We start from the raw sequence: 19,042 nt of genomic DNA, 5'->3' as shown, positions 1-19,042 counted from the left end.
GACAGAAAAGGTGAAGGTGTTGACAGATTTAGAGATTGCTACAAAAGCTACTATGCAACCTATTGAAAAAATTGCAGAAAAGGCTGGTATTTCGCCAGAAGCATTAGAGTTATATGGGAAGTATAAAGCGAAGATCAATGTAGATTTAGTACCCACACAAACGACTCAAGCGAAAGTCATTTTAGTAACTGCAACTAGTCCAACTCCAGCAGGCGAAGGTAAGTCTACCGTTACAGTTGGGCTTGGGGATGCACTTTCTCGATTGAATAAAAAAACGATCGTCGCGCTACGTGAACCTTCTCTCGGTCCTGTCATGGGGGTGAAAGGTGGAGCAACTGGCGGTGGTTTCTCACAAGTATTGCCTATGGAAGATATCAATTTGCATTTCACAGGTGATTTACATGCAATTACGACAGTTAATAATGCGTTGAGTGCTATGATTGATAACCATTTACATCAAGGCAACTTTTTAAATATTGATCCCCGCCGCATTACATGGAAACGCGTTATGGATATGAATGACCGTTCGCTTCGTCATATTACTATTGGACTAGGCGGACCGGGTCAAGGGATTCCGCGTGAAGATGGATTTGATATTACAGTAGCTTCTGAGATTATGGCTGTATTTTGTTTAGCGACCGATCTGCAAAACTTGAAGGAGCGTCTTGCGGATATCGTGATTGGCTACACCTATACTAAAGAAGCCGTCACAGTGAGAGATCTAAAAGTAGAAGGTGCTTTAACGTTATTGTTAAAAGATGCATTTAAACCGAATTTAGTTCAAACGATAGAAGGCACGCCTGCTCTTATTCATGGTGGTCCATTTGCAAATATTGCGCACGGCTGCAACTCTTTAATTGCTACGAACACCGCGCGAAATCTAGCTGATTATGTTGTGACAGAAGCAGGGTTCGGCTCGGATTTAGGCGCGGAGAAGTTTATGGATATTAAAGCGCGCCAAGGTAAATTCCAACCAGATGCTGTTGTATTAGTGACTACTATTCGTGCACTGAAAATGCATGGTGGAGTGGCTAAACAAGATCTTAAAGAAGAAAATAGTCTTGCAGTTGAACGTGGATTAGTCAATTTAGAAAAGCATGTGGAAACTATCCGGGAATTTGGCGTCCAACCTGTCGTAGCATTAAATCATTTCGTTCTAGACTCTGAAGAAGAACTTGAAAAAGTTCGAGAATGGTGCAAATCGAATCAGGTACGAGTCGCTTTAACTGATGTGTGGGCTGATGGTGGTGCAGGTGGCGAGGCATTGGCTAAAGAAGTATTAAAAGTTATTGATGAACCGAATCAGTTCGCTCCAATTTATGATGTTGAACAATCCGTAGAAGATAAAATTACAGCTATTGTGCAAAAAGTATATGGTGGATTAGGAGTCAACTTCACAGAACAAGCGGTAAAAGACTTACGTGAAATCAAGAAAAACGGATGGGATTTATTACCGATTTGTATGGCGAAAACTCAATATTCATTTTCAGATGATCCAAAAAAATTAGGCCGCCCTCGTGACTTTACGATTATTATACGCAGTATATTACCGAAACTTGGCGCGGGTTTTCTCGTATGTTTAACAGGAGAAATTATGACGATGCCCGGTTTACCGAAGCAACCAGCCGCGCTTACAATGGATGTAGATGAAAATGGGAATGCACAAGGATTAATGTGAAAAAAGAAACCGTCCAATCATTCCTTAAAATGAATCAGGCAGAGAAAAATGAAATATTTTTCTCTGCCTGATTTCTTTCTAGAAAACTATATTTAAAGGAGAAAGGTTTGGAAAAATAAAAGAATTCGATTCCAATGCACTATCGTATGATATACTAATGAAGGATATTTATTAGAAATCAATGGATAGAAAGGGTGCCATAAGGTGGATAAAGGATTTCGTTATAAATTAACTGGCATCCTTATTTCTTTTACATTAATTTTGTCCTTAATCATTATCGTAGCAGATTATCTCAAATTAAAGAAGAGTGTGAAAGAAAGTTTGGAGACACAAATTCAGTTGGCAGAAGATGAGATTATTACGAGTCTATCTACGATTGACAAAGTATATAATGTATTAGATGTAGAACGTGCAGAGAGTATGAAAGAGTTCTCAGAAGAACTAGTAAAACAATATGAAAGAAATCCGAACTTTTCTACTTGGGATTACAAAGCGTTGAAAGAACAGTCGGGTATGGACGTTTTTATTATTAATTCGGATAATGTAGTAATCGAAAGTAGCTATGAAGCTGATATAGGCTTAGATTTCAAGAGTTGTTGTAAGAACTTTGGAAAGCTATTGGATAAAAGAAGAGAATCCGGTCTGTTTACGCATGATGACTTAGATATCCAACAGCTTTCAGGTGAATTTAAAAAATTTAGCTATATGCCTACACCTGATAAGAAGTATATTATTGAACTTTCTTATTTCTTAGAAGACAAGCTAGTGTTTAAAGAATTTAATTTTTTAGATACTATGCACAGATTAGAAAAAGAAAATGATAGCATTCTTTCTATTAATGTATACAATGCACTTGGCATATTATTAGGAGATTGGGATAGCGAGAAAGAACGAGAGATTAACTCCTCGCGGAAAGAAGTATTTACAGAGGCTTTTACCGAGTTTCAGATTAAAGAACTATCAGTTGAAGAAAATGGCCAAATACTGACGTATCGTTATATTCCTTATAAAAATGATAAAGAGGATGGAATCTCTACGAATCGAGTTGTGGAAATTGCTTATTATGATCTACCATTTGCAAATGTTTTAACTTCATATCGTAATCAATTTATTTTCCAGATGATAGCGATTACTTTAGTCACTATCATTCTTTCGATCATATTAGCTAGAATGATTTCTCGGCCGATCCATTTAGCGTTCCATGATGTATTAACCGGGCTGAAAAATCGTGCAGCTTTTGAAGATACTGCAGTAGAATGGCTAAATCGTAAAAAAGGGACATTACAATTTATGATTATAGATTTGGATAATTTTAAATTAGTGAATGACTCTCTAGGTCATGGTGAAGGAGATAAGCTACTTGTTCGCGTAGCTACTATTATTAACAAAGAAAGTGGTGAAGGTCATTTAGCTGCCAGAATCGGTGGTGATGAATTCGTTGTATTATTTTCTAATATAACAACTGAAAAAGTGGTGGAACGTGCCGATAATATGTTGCAAGTGATGCGTGAATCGTTTAGCTATTTACGAGATAATGAAATTAACTTATCCATCAGCATCGGCGTTGCAAAAGCAGAAGAAGAAGATACTATACATTCGTTATATCATAAAGCGGACTTAGCTTTATATCAGTCTAAGAAAAAAGGCAAGGATCAATATTCAATTTATAGTCCTAATGAAAAGTAACATCGTATGAATTAAAAAAGAAATGCATGGGGCAATGAGCCTTCATGCATTTTTTGCTGTTTCTATTTTATCTCATTCGCAGACAACCATTCTGAAATAGTATGTACGACCATTTGAATAGTATCTGCTTCGAAAGGAGATTGTAAATTTGCTTCTTCGACAAGTTCTAAAAAAGGTTTAGAACCGCCAATTTTACAGAGTTTTACATAGTCTTCCCAAGCGTGATCAAAATCATGTAAAGAGCGCTGCCAAAATTGTAGGGCACAAACTTGTGCTAATGCATAATCAATATAATAAAATGGAACTTCATAAATATGACCTTGTCTTTGCCAAAAACCACCCGATTCTAAGTAAGGATGTCCGTCATAATCACGGATAGGCAAATAGATGCTTTCAAGTTCTTTCCAAATCTGCTTACGTTCGGATGGTGTAAGATGGGGTTCGTTATAGATTCGTTGTTGAAATTCATCAACTGCAACCGCATACGGTAAAAATAATACACTTTCTAGTAAGTGGGCATACCGATAACGGTCTGCATATTTTCCGAAAAACCGATCCATAAAGAACCACGTAAAGAACTCCATGCTCATCGAATGTATTTCAGCCGCTTCACTAGTAGGCCAAATATACTCAGGAATTCCGATATTGCGACTGGAATACACTTGAAATGCATGACCCGCTTCATGAGTCAAGACATCAATATCCCCTGATGTACCGTTAAAGTTAGAAAAGATAAAAGGTGAGTCATAATTATCAATAAAAGTACAATAACCACCAGCTTCTTTCCCTTTTTTCGCGACTACGTCCAGTAGATTTTTACGTTTCATATACTCGAAAAAACGACCTGTTTCTCTCGATAACTCTTGGTACATCGTATAACCATTTTCAAGTATCCATTCTGGTGATCCTTTTGGTTGTGCATTTCCTTCGGCAAAATGCAACGGTTCATCATAAAACATCAATTTTCCTACATGGATTCGCTTCGCTTGGTCTTTTCTAATGTCGACAGTGAGTGGAACGACAGAATCAAGTATTTGCTGTCTGAAGAATTCTACCGATTTTGAGTCGTAGCCAATTCTGTCCATACGCACATAACCAAGTTCAGTGAAGTTTTTGTAACCAAGAGTAGTTGCAATTGAATGGCGCACATGTACGAGACGATCAAAAATATCATCGAAACGTTCAGCATGCATAGCAAAAAAATCTGCAGATGCATCCATCGCTTCTTTCCGGACATCACGATCCAGAGATTCTTTAAACGGTCCGAGTTGCGCAAGCGTTAAGGTTTCATCCCTAAATTCAATTTGTGCAGAAGCAATAAGTGTAGAGTATTCCGATATCAGTTTATTTTCCTCTTGCAATAGCGGTAGTACCTCATCGGAGTAAGCATGAATTGCATTTTCAGCTAATGCAAATAACTGTGATCCCCATTTATCTTCTAGCTTTTCGCGGAATGGTGTAGAAATCAGGGCTTTATAATAAGTACTTTGCAACGCCTGAAATTGAGGCCCAATTTCGTCAAAGTAATTACGCTCTGTTTGATAAAAGGTGTCATTCGTATCAATAGATGAGCGTATGTACATAATGTTTTCTTGTGTACTATAATCACTTGTAAGTACATTTATTTCTTGGATCACTTTAGATTGACTTTCAAATGAAGAGGCATGCTGAAATTGTTCAAGTAGGAAATTAAATTGTTTCGTAATCTCTTCCATATTTGGCCGCACGTATTCGTATTCTTCAAATATAAGCATGTTACTCCTCCTTCTTTATCTTCCTTCATTTTCCGGCAAATAATTAGGAAAAGCAAATTTTTTACTAGAAACTACTCTTCAAATTGCCACTTTCTAATGAAATGATGTAGGATAGAGGGAGCAAACTCTTAGTGAGCGGGAAGAAGGAGAAGTTTTATGAAAATAGTAAATGGCAAAGTAGAAGAATTAGTAGATCCAACAGGTATTATAGAAGGACAGCGCTTTGAATTTCTTTTGACAGTACAGTTCGACGAAGATGATGAATTGTTTAATGAGGAGGGTACAGGATTACGTTTGCTCTATTCAGTAAAAGACGGGCAACGTAAACTGTTGACATATCAGTTTTATGAATTGTCTACAGAAAGTGTTTTTGACTTAGAGTGGGATGAGGACGAACAAGCAACCGCAGAGCAATATTGTATAGAGCATTTCCCTGCAATCTAAATACAAAAAAGATGTATTTCTCTCTCAAATAGTGGATAATATACTAGAGCAACTTAGTGTTATATCAGAATGAATAGTGAATACAGAATCGATTATAGGAGTGTTTTTACATGAATCAAGAAGTAGTAGATATTACGATTATCGGTGGAGGACCAACAGGCTTGTTTTCAGCATTTTACGCAGGTATGCGTGAGATGTCTGTGAAGATTATTGACAGTTTACCACAATTAGGGGGTCAATTAATCGAACTGTACCCTGATAAATATATTTATGATGTAGGTGGTTTCCCTAAAATTTTAGCCAAAGATCTTGTAGCGAATCTTGTAGAACAAGCAAATTATGCAAAGCCTGAAATTTGTTTAGGCGAAGCGGCGCTTTCTGTAGAAAAACAAGATGATTATTTCGTCTTAACTACAGATAAGGGGCAACATTTGACGCGCACAATTTTACTGACAGCTGGGATTGGCGCATTTCAACCTCGTAAAATCGGTCTTAAAGAAGAGTCGATTTTTGAAGATAAAACATTGCACTACGGTATAAAAGATCTTTCAATGTTTAAAGACAAGGAAATTTTAGTTTGTGGCGGCGGAGACTCTGCGCTAGACTGGGCGTTAATGCTTGAAGATATTGCGAAGCAAGTAACGTTAGTTCACCGAAGAGAACGTTTTACTGCACATGAAACGAGTGTCAATCAGTTGCGCGAATCTACTGTCAATGTTCTGACTTCACACGCTATAAGCGAACTATGTGGCAACGGCGATAAAATGGATAAAGTAGTGTTAAAAGAAAAAGATGGCAGCTTAAAAGAGCTTGTATTTGATCATGTAGTAGTCAACTATGGAAATATTTCTTCCCTCGGGCCGTTGAAAGAGTGGGGCTTGGATATGGAACGTAACTCTATCAAAGTCAACTCCCGTATGGAAACGAATATTGAAGGAATTTACGCTGCGGGAGATGTTACGACATACGATGGAAAAGTAAAATTAATTGCGGTAGGTATGGGTGAAGCGCCGATTGCGATTAGTCATGCAAAAGCATTTCTCGATCCAAAAGCAAAAGTACAGCCATTGCATAGTACAAGCGTATTTAGCTAACAGAACACCTGTATGGAGAGGCATTTCCATACAGGTTTTTCGTATAAAATATGTACGTGGATCATGCCTGTTGACTCACCATACAGTACAAATGTAGACTTTAAGAAAAATCGATACGTAGCCGTAAAGGAGCTAATCAGATGAAAAAAGTATTAGTTGTAGAAGACGAACAGTCGATAGCTACTCTTTTGCAATATAACTTAGAGCAAGCAGGATATACTGTGTACGTAGCGAGGGATGGAAATACAGCGATATCTATGACGTTGCTAGAGAAGCCGGATTTACTACTGCTTGATATTATGCTTCCGGGAATGGACGGAATGGAAGTATGTAAAACACTACGACAGGAAAAAATTCATACGCCTATTTTGATTTTGACTGCTAGAGGAGATGAGTTTGATAAAGTGCTGGGACTTGAACTTGGTGCAGATGACTACTTGACAAAGCCATTTAGTCCAAGAGAATTACTTGCCCGTGTAAAAGCTATCTTTCGTAGAATAGAGTTGCAAGGTTCTGTTGCAGAAGAACCGACATCTGAACTTCGTACGGGTAGTCTGTTGATTTATCCTGAACGAATCGAAGCTTTCCAAAATGGAAAGTTACTGGATCTCACCCCGAAGGAATTCGAACTCTTACTGTATTTAATGCGTCACTCTGAAAAAGTTCTGCATCGTGAGCAATTACTGAATGCGATATGGAAATATGACTACACAGGGGATTCTCGGGTTGTAGACGTACATATTAGTCACTTACGAGAAAAGATTGAATGCGATGCAAAACGACCTGTCTATATTAAGACGGTCAGGGGATTTGGTTATAAATTTGAAGGGTCGATTGATTGAGAAATCCAAATACATACGATGGCTGAAGACGAATCCACATAGGATTTACTCTTCAGCCTTTTTCTATACAGAATCTTTACACAACCTTTACATTTCATCCATCAGCCCTTAATACTCTTTGATTATAGTTAAGAAGCAGTGGAAAGTGAGCTGTTACTATAACGAAAAAACTAGGGGGACATAGTAGATGAAAAAGCATAATCGGTTTACAGTGTTGGCTTTTGTTATGTTTTGTACGTGGGTGGTCGCAGCTTGTAGCAGTATGAAAGCAGACGAAAGTGAGACGAAAAAACAGGCTGCAGAACAGATTATGGCAGTAGGTTCAAGTGCACTGCAACCACTGGTCGAAGCAGCTGCTCAACAATATACGGTGAAGAATCCAGGCACTGTCATCAACGTACAAGGTGGAGGCAGTGGAACAGGGTTGAGTAAAATAAGTGAAGGTGCAGTAGATATCGGGAATTCGGATATTTTTGCTGAAGAAAAAGAAGGTGTCGATGCGAGTAACTTAGTAGATCATAAAGTTGCTGTTGTTGGAATGGGACCTGTAACTCATTCTGAGACAGGTATAGACAATATAACAACTGAACAATTAATAGATGTCTTTACAGGAAAAATTACAAACTGGAAGGAGCTTGGCGGAGCAGATCAGGAGATCATTGTTATTAATCGTGCCAAAGGATCTGGAACACGTGCTACCTTTGAAGCATTCGCTTTACAAGGGAAAGAGCCTATAGATGCGCAAGAACAAGATTCTTCTGGTACGGTTCGAAAAATTGTTAGTGAAACACCCGGTGCGATTAGTTACTTAGCATTTTCTTATTTTGATCAAACGACTACAGCCCTACAAGTGAATGAAGTAGAACCGACTCGTGAAAATGTTGAGTCAAATGCATGGGAAATTTGGGCATATCAGCATATGTATACGAATGGTGAAGCGAAAGGGCTTGCGAAAGATTTGATTAGATATATGTTGACAGAAGACGTGCAAGAAGTATTGATTCCAGAAATGGGATATTTACCGGTAACAGGCATGCAAGTCGAACGTGATGCAAAAGGTGTGATTACGAAAAAATAATACTTTTGATCCGATCACAAAAAGTTCGAAAGGAGCGCAATTATGGTCAAGATGATTAAAGAGACGGATCATCCATTATACAGAAAAAGCAATAAAACTCGTATTGAACGGCTTGGTAAGTGGATAACTTTCCTCACTGTCGCTTTGACAGCAACCATTACAGTAGCAATTGTATCACTAGTCTCTTCAAAAGGGCTATCCACATTCATTGTAAATGACGGTAGCGTCAAAGAGTTTTTTACAGGTACCACATGGAATCCAGCGGAAGTCAATTCCCTGGGTACTCCCAGTATTGGTGCGTTGCCATTCTTGGTAGGGTCATTGGCAGTTACGGGGCTATCCGCTCTGCTTGCTGCCCCACTCGCAATTGGTGCAGCAATATTTATGAGTGAAATTGCTCCGAGAGCCGGTAAGAAAATTATGCAGCCTGTGATAGAGTTATTAGTGGGTATTCCATCAGTAGTCTATGGTTTGATTGGGTTGAGCGTAGTGGTTCCATTTTTACGTAACTTATTTCCGGTCAGCGGTTTTGGAATTGCTGCAGGAACAATTGTATTATCCGTCATGATTCTTCCGACTATCACAAGTTTGGCGCTAGATGCTATTCAGTCTGTACCGCGTTCATTACGTGAAGCCTCTCTTGCACTCGGTTCTACAAGATGGCAAATGATTTGCAAAGTAGTTTTGAAAACTGCTAAACCTGGTTTAATGATGGCAGTGATTTTCGGAATGGCCCGTGCTTTTGGTGAAGCGCTAGCTGTTCAAATGGTTATTGGAAATGCTTCGGTCATTCCTCATTCACTATTTGAACCCGCATCTACTCTTACAAGTATATTAACGATGGGTATGGGATATACCGTTATTGGGCAAGTAGAGAATAATGCACTATGGTCACTTGCATTTGTGCTATTGCTTATGTCATTATTTTTCACAATTATAGTCCGAATGGTCGGGAAGGGGAAAAACCGCTAATGTCTGCTAAAAAGAAAGATCAACTTGCAACGACTTTATTATATGCAGTGGCAGGAATTATAATTACAGTTTTAGCAGGGCTACTCGGATTCGTTTTTGTAAAAGGAATGCCGCAGCTTAGCTGGCAATTTATCACTTCCCCTCCGCAAATTTTTAAAGAAGGCGGCGGTGTGGGCCCACAATTGTTCAATTCATTTTATTTACTCGTATTGACACTGATGATTTCCATACCGATTGCCATCGGTGCAGGTATTTATTTGGCCGAGTATGCTAAAAATCATTGGATGATACGTTGTTTACGTGTATTAATTGAAGTGTTATCTTCGCTACCTTCGATAGTGGTAGGGCTGTTCGGGTTTCTATTTTTCGTACTTTATATGGGGTGGGGGTTTTCGATTATATCAGGAGCATTGGCGCTTTCAGTATTCAATTTACCATTGCTCGTGCGGGTAGTGGAGCAGTCAATAAGCAACGTACCGAAAGCACAGCGCGAGGCAGGCTGGGCACTTGGCTATTCAAAGTGGGAAACGATTACGACGATCATCTTACCTGCAGCATTGCCAGGAATCGTAACAGGCATTATCTTGGCATCAGGACGAGTGTTTGGAGAAGCCGCAGCATTGATTTATACAGCAGGTATGAGCACACCCGTTATAGACTTCACAAACTGGAATCCGCTGTCGGCGACGTCTCCGCTAAATCCATTCAGACCGGCCGAAACGATGGCTGTACATATATGGAAAGTTAATAGTGAAGGTATTATGCCCAATGCTGCAGCGATTTCAGACGGAGCCGCAGCATTACTCATTATTTCAATTTTGTTCTTTAATTTCACTTCACGTATTATTGGGAATGCAGTCTTCAAAAAGATGAGCGCCAATTAAGAGGAGGATTTCTATGCAATCAGTTGCTTTACAGCCTGTCCGAATGAAATCTACTATAGCACAAACAGCAACCAACCTGAATTTTCAAAGAAATTCTGTCCTGCAAACGAATAATCTATCTGTATATTATGGTGAGCATCGGGCGGTAGAACAAGTCAGTTTAGTATTTCCGAAACAATCCGTCACAGCGCTAATCGGTCCGTCAGGATGCGGAAAATCGACATTTTTACGTTCAATCAATCGAATGAATGAAACGATTGATCAATGTCGTACGTATGGGGAAATTTATTATGAAGGTGTAGAACTTCATTCTCCGCAAGTCAATCTACTTGAAGTTCGCAAACAAATCGGAATGGTATTTCAGCGCCCTGTTCCGTTTGCAAAATCCATTTTTAAAAATGTAGCAGCCGGTCCCATACGTCATGGAGTGAAAAAACAGTCTGATTTACAGGAAATAGTAGAAGATAGTTTAAAAAAAGCTGCACTTTGGGATGAGGTGAAAGATCAATTACATACTTCGGCACTACAATTGTCAGGTGGACAGCAACAGCGGCTCTGCATAGCAAGAGCTCTTGCTATGCAACCGAGCGTATTATTGCTCGATGAACCTGCATCTGCACTTGATCCGATCTCTACCGCCAAAATAGAAGAATTAATTTCGCAGTTAAAAAAAGACTACACGATTGTGATTGTTACTCATAATATGCAACAAGCCGCACGAATTTCAGATGAAGCAGCTTATTTTTATATGGGGCGTGTGATTGAACATGGGCAGACTGAACAAATTTTTAATCACCCACGTAATGAACAAACTGCTCTTTACATCGATGGGCGAATCGGATAGGGGGAGAATAGCAATGGTGCAAATGGCAATAAGAAAACAGTCGGCAATTCAAACGGAAAATCTTCAATTCTATTATGATTCCCATCATGCGTTGAAAGATATCAATCTGACACTTGAAGAAAAACAAATCACGGCGCTTATTGGACCTTCCGGATGCGGCAAGTCAACTTTTTTACGAACGATGAATCGTATGAACGATTTGATTCCAGGCACGCGGACAGAAGGAGCTATTTGGATAGGAGAGAATAATATAATCAAGTCCTCTGTTGATCCGGTGGAGTTGAGAAAGAAAGTAGGCATGGTTTTCCAACATGGATCCGTATTTCCATTATCAATTTACGAAAATGTCGCCTACGGTCCACGGATTCAAGGAGAGAATAATAAACGAGTATTGGACGAGATTGTAGAGAACAATTTACGTGCTTCCGCGCTATGGGATGAAGTGAAAGATCAATTGAATAAGTCTGCTACAGGTCTTTCAGGCGGACAGCAACAACGGTTAACAATCGCAAGGACATTGGCGACACAACCTCAAATACTATTGATGGATGAACCGACCTCTGCGCTCGATCCAATTTCTACTGGCAAAGTGGAAGAATTAATCCAAACCCTGAAAAACAACTACACAATTGTGATTGTCACGCATAATATGCAACAGGCCGAACGAATTTCAGATTTTACAACATTTTTCTTGAACGGAGAGGTAAAAGAGTACGGTTCTACAGAAACTATTTTTAATTCACCGTCATTTTCAGAAACAAAAGATTATATAAATGGAAAATTTGGATGACGGTTTACTAAGTATAATTCTCAAACAAGTAAATCGTCAATGTACTAGAGCATGTAAATAATAAGCGTCTTCAGTTAAAGTTTAAATTTCGTAGTAAATCCAATTTATAAGCCTGTTGATTTTCCGAAGAAATTGGCATTTGGAAACGAGGTGCTTTTGACCTTTGGGGAGCGTTCTATGCTCCCTTGCATTTATCCCTCGGCAGAGCCTACACTAATTTTTTTGGTTCTCCTCGCCCGATATGTTATTCTGGCCGTATTGAGATGCGTTTTTCTAGAAAAATGGGACTTTGAAATCATGGCCAATTACACCACCATTCGTGTACAGAAATTCAAGATTTCAGACGTACAGGGAATCCCAAAACACAACTAACGGCAGGGCAAAAGCAAATCCAATTCAGACATCGACTATGAGCGCTCACATCTGAATACGCAAAAATTACGCTATGAGCAGACCATCAAGTAGGAATTCAGCGATTGGCTGAAGTAGAACATAGAGCGTTTTCGCCAGACCGATTTGGTGCAGGTGAATCAGAAACTGGAAGCGAAGATCGACCTGATTTATAACGAGTGGCAACAGAAGGACCGGGAAAACTAGGAGTTGAAAGCCAAAGTTCGCAAATTGCGTTTATGCAAAATTACAGATAAAAGGATGTCTCTTGAAAGAAGTGTTGTTACTTCAGAGACATCCTTTTATATTTGTTAAATTATAACGTTACTCTCACGCAATTCTTCTATTTTAGCCAGACGTTCATCATATTCAGCAACTGTTAGTTCGTGCTCTACGAAATAACGATTACGCGGGTGCGTACGGCAGTCGTCTGAACAGCTACGCATATAGATGTGCTCGTTTTCTTCGGAGCAAAGAATTTTAGCGTTACATTCAGGATTTGCACAGTTTACGTAACGCTCACATGGCGTGCCGTCAAAATGATCACGACCGACAACTACATGCTCCACTTGGTTAATTGGGACTGCAATGCGCTCATCGAATACGTAACACTGTCCATCCCAAAGCTGGCCTTTTGCTTTGGGGTCTTTTCCATATGATACGATTCCACCGTGTAAGTGCGCAACGTCTTCAAATCCTTCACGCTTTAACCAACCAGTGAATTTTTCACAGCGGATTCCACCCGTGCAGTAAGCCAAAATTTTCTTACCTTCAAGTTGTGCTTTGTTTTCCAAAACCCAGTCCGGAAGATCGCGGAAGTTTTCAATATCCGGACGAATCGCACCGCGGAAGTGACCTAAATCATATTCATAATCATTCCGCGCATCTAATACTACTGTATTTTCTTCTTGCATTTGCTGTAAAAATTGTTCTGGTTCAAGATATTCGCCTGTTAGTTCTAAAGGGTTTACATCTTCTGGCAAGCTTAAGTTTACAATTTCTGGACGATGGCGTACGTGCATTTTTTTAAATGCATGACCGTCTGTTTCATCAATTTTAAACCAAATATCCGCAAAGCGTGGATCAGCTTTCATATGATCCATATAAGCGTTCGTTTGTTCAACCGTTCCAGAACATGTTCCATTAATGCCTTCTTCTCCTACTAAGATACGGCCTTTCAACCCTTGTTCTTTACAAAATGCCAAATGGGATGCCGCGAACTCTTCGGGATCCTCAATCGTGACATATTTGTAAAATAATAATACTCGATAGTCTTTCTTTTCCATTGTAATTACCGCCTTCTGTTTTCTCTTTGCAATAGACAACAGCCGAGATCGGTGTGTATAAAAGGGAAGTATTGTCCCTTCATCCGGATTTGCAAGATTCGGATCTTACGCATTATAACATAAAATGTATTATTATAAAAGTGTTTTAAAGGAATTGTGACCTGCAATAATAAGAGGAAATGTATGAGTGCACTAAGGAAATGATTGTTTCATTTTCATTTTGTAGTATACTATTAGCCAGACATATATTCATAGCGGTGGCAATAAATAGAAGCTGCATTTTTAGAAAGTAGTAGTTCTCTTGATAAAGGAGTCTTAACATGAAGAAAGACAACAAAAGAAAACGTCGGATGCGGTTAATTAATATCGGTTTTTTAAGTGTGATTACTATATTAACAATTACTGTTCTTTTTTTAATCATTCACTCATTTACTAGTTCAACGAGTGCTTCACCAAATAGAGGCAAACATCAGTCAGCTGATCGATCAAAAACGGAAGTGAACATTCATTCAAAAGATTCGAGTATTCGGGGTATTAACATTGTGACTGAAACAATGGACGATCAGCGAATGCCATTTTCTATACAATATCCTAAAAGTGAATTTGAAAATTTTAACCAAGAAGTAGCAGTCTATATAAAAAGTTTGAAAAAAGATTATCAAGTATTGAACGAGAATTCCAGCCGTGACACACATGGGCGGCTGAACGTAACTTTTGAGACGATACGACATTCCACAGGCTATCTTTCATTCGTATTACATGCAACAAAGACTGTAAGCAATGAAGACAGTATTATGGAAGTACGAACATTTCATCTTAATCCTGAAACAGGAATAATGCCCACAATGGCAGATGTAGTCAATCACAATGCAGAAAATTTGAAACGTATCGCAAAAATAGTTAGAGACCAAATTTATGAGAATACCGCACTGCAAAACTCGTTAATCATCGATAGTGTATGGCAACCTACTGAACCTATATGGGCCAACTACCGTAATTTTGCATTAACTGATGATGAACTAATTCTATACTATGCAACGGGCGTAATGACGAAGCGTCAAGCAGGGCCTGTACAAATAGAAATTCCATGGAAAGACATTAATCCATATGTAGCAAAGGAATTTCAAGTGGACCATGTAGTAGAACGACAAGAGAAAAAAATTGCCTTAACGTTTGACGATGGACCAGATCCTCACTATACAGAAAAAATTCTTAAAACATTAGAAAAGTATGATGTAAAAGCTACATTTTTTATGCTTGGAAACAGGGTGCAGGAATACCCAGAAATAGCAAGAATGGTAGCAGACGCAGGGCATGAAATAGGAAATCATTCATGGAACCATCCGCCACTACCCAATTTGACAGATGAAGACCTTCATCATGAAGTGCAAGGAACGGAAGAAGCTATTTTACAAGCCACAGGTCAACATGCAACAGTATTCAGACCGCCATACGGAGCGGTAGATCAGCGTGTGCGCGAGAGCTCAAAATTGCCTGTCGTATTGTGGAATGTGGACACATTGGATTGGGAACATTTAGATCCAGAAAAATTGCTAGAAAGTATTAAAACGGATTTAAAAGAAAATAGCATTGTGTTAATGCATGATATTCATGAATCTACTGCAGAAGGTCTTGAAGCGGTTCTAGAATTTTTAAAGTCTCAAAATTATACTTTTGTACCTGTTTCAGAAATGGAAAATTATTGATTGTAAAGTTGTTCCGTTGTTTTGCTAAACAATGGAACAACTTTTGCTTTCTATTAGTCCTATATTGTGAGCTCTGTTCATAGAGTAAATAATGGTATAACAAATTACGTGTTATTTGTGTATGATGTAATAAGTGTGGAGTAGCATGTTATACTGTATGGAATGAAATCATTGGAGGAAAGAAAGTATGGAGTGGAGAAATTTATATCGTGGGTTTTTGATGGGGATCAGTGATTTGGTGCCTGGTGTTAGTGGGGGAACGATTGCTTTTATATTAGGCATTTATGATCGATTACTTATATCCATTAGCGGATTTTTCAGCAAAGAATGGAAAAAACATATTGGCTTCTTATTACCACTTGGTATTGGAATGGGCGCTACTATTATTATATTCAGTAAAGTAATTGCCTATCTCCTCAAGCACTATCATGAGCCTACGCAATATTTGTTTTTAGGATTAATTATTGGTGTCATTCCTTTTGTTGCAAAACAGGCTGGTTTAAGGAGAAATTTTAAAATTCAACATATAGTATTCATGCTTTTCGTAGCGGCGGCACTCGCGTCAACTATTTGGATGAAACCGATTGAACCTCTTGTCATTACGCATGTAACGGTAAAGACTGCAATCATTCTCTTCTTCTCTGGATGGGCAGGCAGTATGGCTATGCTTTTACCAGGAGTGAGTGGTTCATTTGTCTTGTTACTGCTTGGCGTATATACATCAGTGATTACGGCGATATCAGATTTTAATATACCGATTATTTTAGTGACAGGTGCTGGAATAGCTGTTGGTTTTATCATCAGCAGTAAACTTATTCGGTTATTGTTGGAAAAGTTTCGAACAGCCATGTTTGCGGTAATTATGGGATTAATTATAGGTTCCGTGTTTGTGATTTTTCCTGGTATTCCGGAAAGTGGCACACCTTATGTTATGAGTATTATAGCGATCATTACAGGGTTAATCATTGCTAATATTTTAAATGGGATAGGTGAGAACTAACTATAGAAAGAGAGGTTATCCAGTAAGTCAGTATTGTCTGATGTTCTGTGATAACTTTTTTTATGCAAATATATCACTTGGTGATTATTCCTTACAGGCTGAATAACTAAGCTAGGCAGAGAAAAACGTATAGTTCTTCTCTGCCTAGTTCATGTAAGAGACTCATTGGATAGTTCATTCAACTGTCGTATTTTAATCTTCAATAATGATAGTAGTGTTCTCGATGTCAACTTCCGCCATTGGGATATCAAGTGCTTTTGAGACACCTTCGCCATATGCAGGATCTGCTAAATAACAATGGCGAATATGTTTAATTTTGATTTCTTTCGGTGCGTCTCCCATATTACGAGCAGTGTTATCGAATAACCGTTGTTGCTCTTCAGGAGTTAATAGGTTAAACAGTTTTCCCGGTTGAGTGAAGTAATCATCGTCATCTTCACGGAAATTCCAATTGTCTGCATCGCCATGTATTTTTAACGGTGGCTCTTTGAAATCCGGTTGCTCTTGCCATTCTCCATAGCTATTTGGTTCATAGTGAGTAGTCGCTCCCATATTACCGTCTACACGCATTTGCCCATCACGGTGGAAGCTGTGGAAAGGACATTTTGGTGCGTTGACAGGGATTTGGTGATGGTTAACCCCTAGGCGATAACGTTGTGCGTCGCCATAGGAAAACAATCGGCCTTGTAACATTTTGTCGGGTGAAAAGCCGATGCCTGGTACAATTGCTGCTGGTGTGAATGCTGCCTGTTCCACTTCAGCAAAGTAGTTTTCAGGATTACGGTTTAATTCGAATTCACCTACTTCGATGAGTGGGAACTCCTTTTTATACCAAACTTTCGTTAAGTCAAATGGATTAAATGGCATATTCATCGCTTGTTCTTCTGTCATCACTTGAATGTACATTTTCCATTTAGGGAAATTACCTTGATCGATATTTTCCAATAAATCACGCTGTGAACTTTCACGGTCTCCAGCAATTATTGTAGCTGCCTCTTCATCTGTTAAATTCTTAATACCTTGTTGAGAGCGGAAGTGGAATTTAACCCAGTGACGCTCATTGTTTGCGTTAATCATACTAAATGTGTGACTACCAAAGCCATGCATTTCACGGAATGATCTAGGAATTCCGCGATCACTCATCAAAATAGTTATTTGATGAAGTGCTTCAGGCAGTGACGTCCAAAAATCCCAATTGTTTGTCGCACTTCGTAAATTCGTGCGGGGATCACGTTTTACTGCGTGATTTAAGTCCGGGAATTGAAGCGGATCACGGAAGAAGAAAACGGGCGTATTATTACCAACTAAATCCCAGTTACCTTCTTCAGTATAAAACTTTAATGCAAACCCTCGAATGTCTCTTTCTGCATCTGCCGCACCACGTTCACCTGCAACAGTAGAGAAACGAGCAAACATTTCTGTTTTTTTACCAATCTCTGAAAATAATTTTGCTTTCGTATATTGCGTAATGTCATGTGTAACAGTGAATGTACCATACGCTCCGGAACCTTTCGCATGCATCCGTCGTTCTGGAATAACTTCCCGGTCGAAATGTGCCAATTTTTCTAAAAGCCATACGTCTTGAAGTAAAAGTGGCCCGCGTGGACCTGCAGACATTGAGTTTTGATTATCGACAACAGGAGCACCCGCGGCAGTTGTTAATTTTCGTTTTTGAGAATTGTTTTCATTATTTATCATAGTATTTCCTCCTTTTTTTACCTTACTACCCTTTACATTCAGTATAGCAGAGCGATCTTAAAATAAAAAGCTTTATTTATAATAATTATCAAGTAGTAATAATTACAACAAGATAAGAATTATTGAAGTTGTATTGTAATCATAAATTGTAGTCTATGAATTGTCTACAAAAACGTTTTACTTTACGTAAAAAATGCAAGATGATGTATAATGACAAATGACACTGTTTTATATAGAAAGGACTTAGTTAAATGAATTTGATTACTAAAATAGTTTTTCAAGTAGTGGTAGTAACTAGTATGCTTTTGATCTTAGGCGGTTGTACTAAAAAAGAAGAAGTACCTGAGCCGGAAAAGAAACCAGAAGTCATTGTACCAGAAGAAGAACTCGTCATCATACCGGAGTTATCTGATGAAGTGATGTTTGAACAGATACATAATAAATTACAAAATGAAGGATTTACAGTGAGTGAGCCATTACAGGCGAATTTGGACATGTTTCAAGCTGACACAGGTATGACACTCGTAGTGAACGGTGAATCGTTACTTCCTCTTCACATTTATAAACTCTCTCCTACTGATAGTCGCTTGCCGGTAGTAGATCAGACAGGAAATATTGAAGTGAGAGTAGGCAGTAAACTTGAACCGCTGGCTGTTAAACGAATGGATCACTTCATTATATTTCTTCATAAAGGGCACCCCGATTATGCAGAAATTATGCAGACAATAAAATAGTACATTATTCGACTCATTATTTTCCCTTTTAGTGGAATATAATGAGTCTTTTTCATGCTGTTACAAAGTCGCCATAACTTATGTACAGTTTTGCCATAAGTTTGCAAGTTTGTAACAGGAAGTACGCACTTTGTTCACTCACTCTTTTTCTAACTGCGCTAT

Annotated in this window: 16 protein-coding genes; 13 read left to right on the top strand and 3 right to left on the bottom strand. The window is 38.7% G+C overall.

Annotated features, from left to right (window positions below):
• Nucleotides 1–52: 52 nt before the first annotated feature.
• Together DV702_RS06520 and DV702_RS06515 are read left to right on the top strand one after the other, a co-directional pair.
• Nucleotides 53–1,678, top strand: a complete 1,626-nt coding sequence (locus DV702_RS06520) for a formate--tetrahydrofolate ligase (RefSeq protein ID WP_240315727.1) — start codon at nt 53–55, stop codon at nt 1,676–1,678.
• A gap of 204 nt (nt 1,679–1,882) precedes the next feature.
• Nucleotides 1,883–3,364 (top strand): GGDEF domain-containing protein, encoded by a 1,482-nt coding sequence (locus DV702_RS06515; RefSeq protein WP_114924031.1) that lies wholly within the window; start codon nt 1,883–1,885, stop codon nt 3,362–3,364.
• Nucleotides 3,365–3,426: 62 nt separating this feature from the next.
• Here the strand turns inward: DV702_RS06515 and DV702_RS06510 are convergent, their stop codons facing one another.
• Nucleotides 3,427–5,118 carry a M3 family oligoendopeptidase gene (locus DV702_RS06510; protein WP_114924030.1) on the bottom strand — a complete coding sequence of 564 codons (1,692 nt, stop codon included), beginning with the start codon at nt 5,116–5,118 and terminating at the stop codon, nt 3,427–3,429.
• A 156-nt stretch (nt 5,119–5,274) separates the two neighbouring features.
• On the opposite strand from DV702_RS06510, the gene DV702_RS06505 reads away from it, so the two are divergent.
• The 8 genes from DV702_RS06505 to pstB (DV702_RS06470) all read left to right on the top strand — a co-directional run bounded on the left by DV702_RS06505 (nt 5,275) and on the right by pstB (DV702_RS06470) (nt 12,066).
• Nucleotides 5,275–5,562, top strand: a complete 288-nt coding sequence (locus tag DV702_RS06505) for a DUF6509 family protein (RefSeq protein ID WP_114924029.1) — start codon at nt 5,275–5,277, stop codon at nt 5,560–5,562.
• Between the two features lie 110 nt (nt 5,563–5,672).
• A complete protein-coding gene (locus DV702_RS06500) occupies nt 5,673–6,656 on the top strand; it encodes an NAD(P)/FAD-dependent oxidoreductase (protein ID WP_114924028.1) in 984 nt (327 codons plus the stop codon).
• Nucleotides 6,657–6,796: 140 nt separating this feature from the next.
• Nucleotides 6,797–7,498, top strand: a complete 702-nt coding sequence (locus DV702_RS06495) for a response regulator transcription factor (protein WP_114924027.1) — start codon at nt 6,797–6,799, stop codon at nt 7,496–7,498.
• A 187-nt stretch (nt 7,499–7,685) separates the two neighbouring features.
• Nucleotides 7,686–8,576 carry a phosphate ABC transporter substrate-binding protein PstS family protein gene (locus tag DV702_RS06490; RefSeq protein ID WP_114924026.1) on the top strand — a complete coding sequence of 297 codons (891 nt, stop codon included), beginning with the start codon at nt 7,686–7,688 and terminating at the stop codon, nt 8,574–8,576.
• A gap of 42 nt (nt 8,577–8,618) precedes the next feature.
• On the top strand, nt 8,619–9,548 hold the full coding sequence (gene pstC, locus DV702_RS06485) for a phosphate ABC transporter permease subunit PstC (protein ID WP_240315691.1): 930 nt from the start codon (nt 8,619–8,621) through the stop codon (nt 9,546–9,548).
• Nucleotides 9,548–10,432: a phosphate ABC transporter permease PstA gene (gene pstA, locus DV702_RS06480; RefSeq protein WP_114924025.1), complete on the top strand. Its 885-nt coding sequence runs from the start codon at nt 9,548–9,550 to the stop codon at nt 10,430–10,432. The genes pstC and pstA overlap by 1 nt, the downstream gene beginning before the upstream one ends.
• Nucleotides 10,433–10,475: 43 nt before the next feature.
• Nucleotides 10,476–11,276: a phosphate ABC transporter ATP-binding protein PstB gene (pstB, locus tag DV702_RS06475; RefSeq protein WP_205407241.1), complete on the top strand. Its 801-nt coding sequence runs from the start codon at nt 10,476–10,478 to the stop codon at nt 11,274–11,276.
• 13 nt (nt 11,277–11,289) lie between these two features.
• Entirely contained in the window at nt 11,290–12,066 is a 777-nt protein-coding gene (gene pstB, locus DV702_RS06470) for a phosphate ABC transporter ATP-binding protein PstB (protein ID WP_114924023.1), read from the top strand.
• Between the two features lie 701 nt (nt 12,067–12,767).
• Here the strand turns inward: pstB (DV702_RS06470) and DV702_RS06460 are convergent.
• Nucleotides 12,768–13,742 (bottom strand): oxygen-dependent tRNA uridine(34) hydroxylase TrhO, encoded by a 975-nt coding sequence (locus tag DV702_RS06460; protein ID WP_114924022.1) that lies wholly within the window; start codon nt 13,740–13,742, stop codon nt 12,768–12,770.
• A gap of 320 nt (nt 13,743–14,062) precedes the next feature.
• Here DV702_RS06460 and DV702_RS06455 point away from each other — a divergent pair, with 320 nt between their 5' ends.
• Together DV702_RS06455 and DV702_RS06450 are read left to right on the top strand one after the other, a co-directional pair.
• Nucleotides 14,063–15,448 (top strand): polysaccharide deacetylase family protein, encoded by a 1,386-nt coding sequence (locus DV702_RS06455; protein WP_114924021.1) that lies wholly within the window; start codon nt 14,063–14,065, stop codon nt 15,446–15,448.
• Nucleotides 15,449–15,635: 187 nt separating this feature from the next.
• Entirely contained in the window at nt 15,636–16,448 is an 813-nt protein-coding gene (locus tag DV702_RS06450) for a DUF368 domain-containing protein (protein WP_114924020.1), read from the top strand.
• 192 nt (nt 16,449–16,640) lie between these two features.
• On the opposite strand, the gene DV702_RS06445 is transcribed toward DV702_RS06450, so the two are convergent.
• Nucleotides 16,641–18,146, bottom strand: coding sequence for a catalase (locus DV702_RS06445; protein WP_205407225.1), 1,506 nt, complete (start codon nt 18,144–18,146; stop codon nt 16,641–16,643).
• 251 nt (nt 18,147–18,397) lie between these two features.
• Here DV702_RS06445 and DV702_RS06440 point away from each other — a divergent pair, with 251 nt between their 5' ends.
• Nucleotides 18,398–18,880, top strand: a complete 483-nt coding sequence (locus DV702_RS06440; protein ID WP_114924019.1) for a hypothetical protein — start codon at nt 18,398–18,400, stop codon at nt 18,878–18,880.
• Nucleotides 18,881–19,042: the final 162 nt, after the last annotated feature.

It is taken from the genome of Sporosarcina sp. PTS2304 (assembly GCF_003351785.1).
Classification (GTDB): domain Bacteria; phylum Bacillota; class Bacilli; order Bacillales_A; family Planococcaceae; genus Sporosarcina.
The sequence above is the reverse complement of the archived record's forward strand: the minus strand, read 5'-3'. Positions and strand labels throughout refer to the sequence as shown.